At 77.1% G+C, this 3759-nt stretch carries 1 protein-coding gene; it reads left to right on the top strand.

All coding sequences use genetic code 11. The annotated features are described in order from the left end of the window. Positions 1-22: 22 nt before the first annotated feature. Positions 23-3759, top strand: a 3737-nt coding sequence (locus ACZ4WZ_RS33845; RefSeq protein ID WP_467896945.1) for a type I polyketide synthase, incomplete at its 3' end; no start/stop codon positions are given.

Genomic DNA, 3759 nt, shown 5'->3' with positions numbered 1-3759 from the left:
GGCCGTCCGCTTCCACGACGCCGTGCGCCACCTCGAGACCGCCGGGGTGCGCACCTACCTCGAACTCGGCCCCGACGCCGTCCTGACCGCCATGGGACAGACCTGCCTCGACCAGCCCGCCGCCCTCCTCCCCCTGCTGCGCCGCGGCCGCGCCGAGACGTTCACGCTGATGTCCGCCCTCGCGGGAGCGTTCGTCCGCGGCGTCGAGCCCGAGTGGACGCGCGTCCTGTCCGGCCGCCGCGTCGACCTGCCGACGTACCCCTTCCAGCGGCAGCGCTACTGGCCCGCCGCACCCATGGCGTCCGCGTCCGGTCACCGCCCCGACGCGGACGACCTGCTCTACCGGGTGACCTGGGAGCGGCTCGAAGACCCCTCCGACCCCTCCGCGACCGCTGCCCCCCTGGGCTCCTGGCTGGTCGTCACCGACGCCGGCCACCCGGCAGGGCACGTCGACGCCGTCCTTGCCGCGCTGGCCGACCGGGGCGCCGACGTCGTACCACTGGCCCTGACCGCTGCCGAGCACGACCGGACCGTCCTCGCCCGGCGGCTGGCCCTCGAGATCCCGGCGGACGGCCTCTCGGGCGTGCTGTCCCTGCTCGACCCCGACGGCGCCGACGCGACGGCCGCCACCCTCGCCCTGCTCCAGGCCCTCGGCGACAACGGCCTCCCGGCACCCCTGTGGGTCGCCACCCGCGGCGCGGTCCGTGTGGACGCGCGGGACGACGGCCCCGTACGGCCCCGCCAGGCCCAGCTCTGGGGCCTGGGCCGGGTGGCCGCACTCGAGGCCCCCGCCGGCTGGGGCGGCCTGGTCGACCTGCCCGAACAGCCGGACGCCGACGCCCTGCGACGGCTCTGCACCCTCCTCTCCGGAGAAGCCGACGAGGACGAGACCGCCCTGCGGCCCTCCGGCACCTACGCCCGGAGACTGGTGCGGACCGGCTGGTCGGCGCCCGCCCGGGACTGGTCGCCGCGCGGCACCGTCCTGGTCACCGGCGGTACCGGAGCCCTCGGCGGCCACGTCGCCCGCTGGCTCGCCGAGGCCGGCGCCGACCACCTGCTGCTGGTCAGCCGACGCGGCGCGGACGCCCCCGGCGCCGCCGAGCTCGTCGACGGGCTGTCCGCGCTGGGCGCCGAGGTCACCCTGGCGGCCTGCGACGTCTCCGACGAGGACGCCCTCGCCGCGCTGCTCGCGGCCGTCCCGGCCGAGCACCCGCTGACGGCCGTCGTGCACACCGCCGGGGTCCTCGACGACGGCGTGCTCAGCACCCTCACCCCCGCGCAGCTCACCGGCGTACTGGCGGGCAAGACGGACGCCGCCCTCACCCTGCACCGGCTGACGCGCGACCTCGGCCTCGAAGCGTTCGTCCTCTTCTCCTCGCTCGCCGGCGTCATCGGAGCGGCCGGGCAGGCCAACTACGCCGCGGCGAACGCCGCCCTGGACGCCCTCGCGCAGCAGCGCCGCCGCGAAGGACTGCCGGCCACCGCCGTCGCGTGGGGTGCCTGGGAGGGCGACGGCATGGCGGCGGCCGACGCCGTCGTCCGCGAACGCATGCGCCGCACCGGCTTCCGCCCCATGAGCCCGCAGCGGGCCCTGCGGCTGCTGGACGGCGCGATCCGCCACGGCGAGAGCGCCGTACTGGCCGCCGACATCGACTGGGACCGGTACGCGCGGGCCCACGGCCCGGCGGCCCGGCGCCCCGTACTGCGGGCGGTCACCGGCGCGGCGGAGCCCGGGACGACCACCGGGTTCGCCGCCACGCTGGCCGGTCTGAGCCCGGACGAACAGCGCGCGGCCCTCGTCGGGCTGATCCGCGGACACGCCGCCGAACTGCTGATGCACCCGACGCCGGACGCCATCGCCCCCGAGCGGTCCTTCCGCCGGCTGGGCTTCGATTCGCTGGCCTCGGTGGAGCTGGGCAGCCGGCTCGGTGCGGTCACCGGACTGCGCCTGCCCGCCTCCCTCGCGTTCGACTACCCGAGCCCGGTGGCACTGGCCGAGTTCCTGCGGGGCGAGCTGGCGGGCACGGCGCCCCGGGCCGTCGTGACGGGCCCGGTGGCGGACGCCGCCGACCCCGTGGTCGTCGTCGGGATGGCCTGCCGGTTCCCCGGCGGGGTGTCCTCGCCCGACGGGCTGTGGACCCTGCTGGCGGACGGCACCGACGCGGTGGGCCCGTTCCCGCAGGACCGCGGCTGGGACCTGGCGGGCCTGTTCGACGCCGACCCCGACGCGCCGGGGACCACGTACGCGACGGCGGGCGGCTTCCTGGAGAACGTGGGCGACTTCGACGCCGGCTTCTTCGGGATCTCCCCGCGCGAGGCCCTCGCCATGGACCCCCAGCAGCGGCTGCTGCTGGAGACCTCCTGGGAGCTGTTCGAACAGGCCGGCGTCGACCCGGACTCGCTGCGCGGCAGCCGCACCGGCGTCTACATCGGATCCAACGGACAGGACTACACCGCCCTCGTGGCGCGGTCCGCCGAGGACCTGGAGGGCTACCTCGGCACGGGTGGCGCCGGCAGCGTCGTCTCGGGCCGGATCGCGTACAGCTTCGGCTTCGAGGGGCCCGCGCTGACGGTGGACACGGCGTGCTCGTCCTCCCTCGTCGCCCTGCACCTCGCGGCGGAGGCGCTGCGGCGCGGGGAGTGCGACCTGGCGCTGGCCGGCGGCGTGACCGTCATGTCGACCCCCGACGCGTTCGTCGACTTCAGCCGCCAGCGCGGCCTGTCGCCGGACGGCCGGTGCCGGGCCTTCGCCGCGGCCGCGGACGGCACGGGCTGGTCCGAGGGCGCGGGCATGCTCCTCGTGGAGCGGCTGTCGGACGCCCGACGCAACGGCCACGAGGTCCTCGCGGTCCTCAAGGGTTCCGCGGTCAACCAGGACGGGGCCTCCAACGGCCTGTCCGCCCCCAACGGCCCCGCCCAGCAGCGCGTCATCCGCCAGGCCCTCGCCCACGCCGGACTGACAGCCGGCCAGGTCGACGCGGTCGAGGCGCACGGCACGGGCACCCCGCTCGGGGACCCGATCGAGGCGCAGGCACTGCTGGCCACGTACGGGCAGGACCGGCCCGCGGACCGCCCGCTGTGGCTGGGCTCCCTGAAGTCGAACCTGGGCCACACCCAGGCCGCGGCCGGCGTGGCCGGCGTGATCAAGATGGTGCTCGCGATGCGGCACGGCGTCGTACCGAAGACCCTGCACGTGGACGCCCCGACCCCGCACGTCGACTGGACGGCCGGCGAGGTCCGGCTGCTGACCGAACCGCTGGACTGGCCCCCGGCGCGGGAACCCCGCCGGGCGGCCGTGTCCTCGTTCGGCATCAGCGGCACCAACGCCCACGTCATCCTGGAGGAAGCCCCTGCCATCCCGGCCCCGGCGCCCGCCGCCGGCCGCCCGGCGGACCGCTCTCCCTCCGCCGTGCCCTGGCCGCTGTCGGGCCGTGACGCGGACGCGGTCCGCGCACAGGCCCAGCAGCTGCTGGCCCGGGTGTCGGCCGACCCCGGGGCGGACCCCGCGGCCGTGGGCCGGTCGCTGGCGGTGCGCCGCAAGGCCTTCGAGCACCGTGCCGCCGTGGTGGCGGGGGACCGGACCGAGGCGCTGGCCGCCCTGGCCGCCCTGGCCGACGGGGCCACGGACGCGGCCACGGACGCGGCCACCCCGGGCCGGACGGCGTTCCTGTTCTCGGGGCAGGGCGCGCAGCGGCCGGGGATGGGTCGTGAGCTGTACGACGCCCAGCCGGTGTTCGCGACCGCCTTCGACGAGGTGTG

The sequence above is a fragment of the Streptomyces sp. NPDC029122 genome, assembly GCF_055569445.1.
This window is presented reverse-complemented; position numbering and strand designations above follow the sequence as displayed.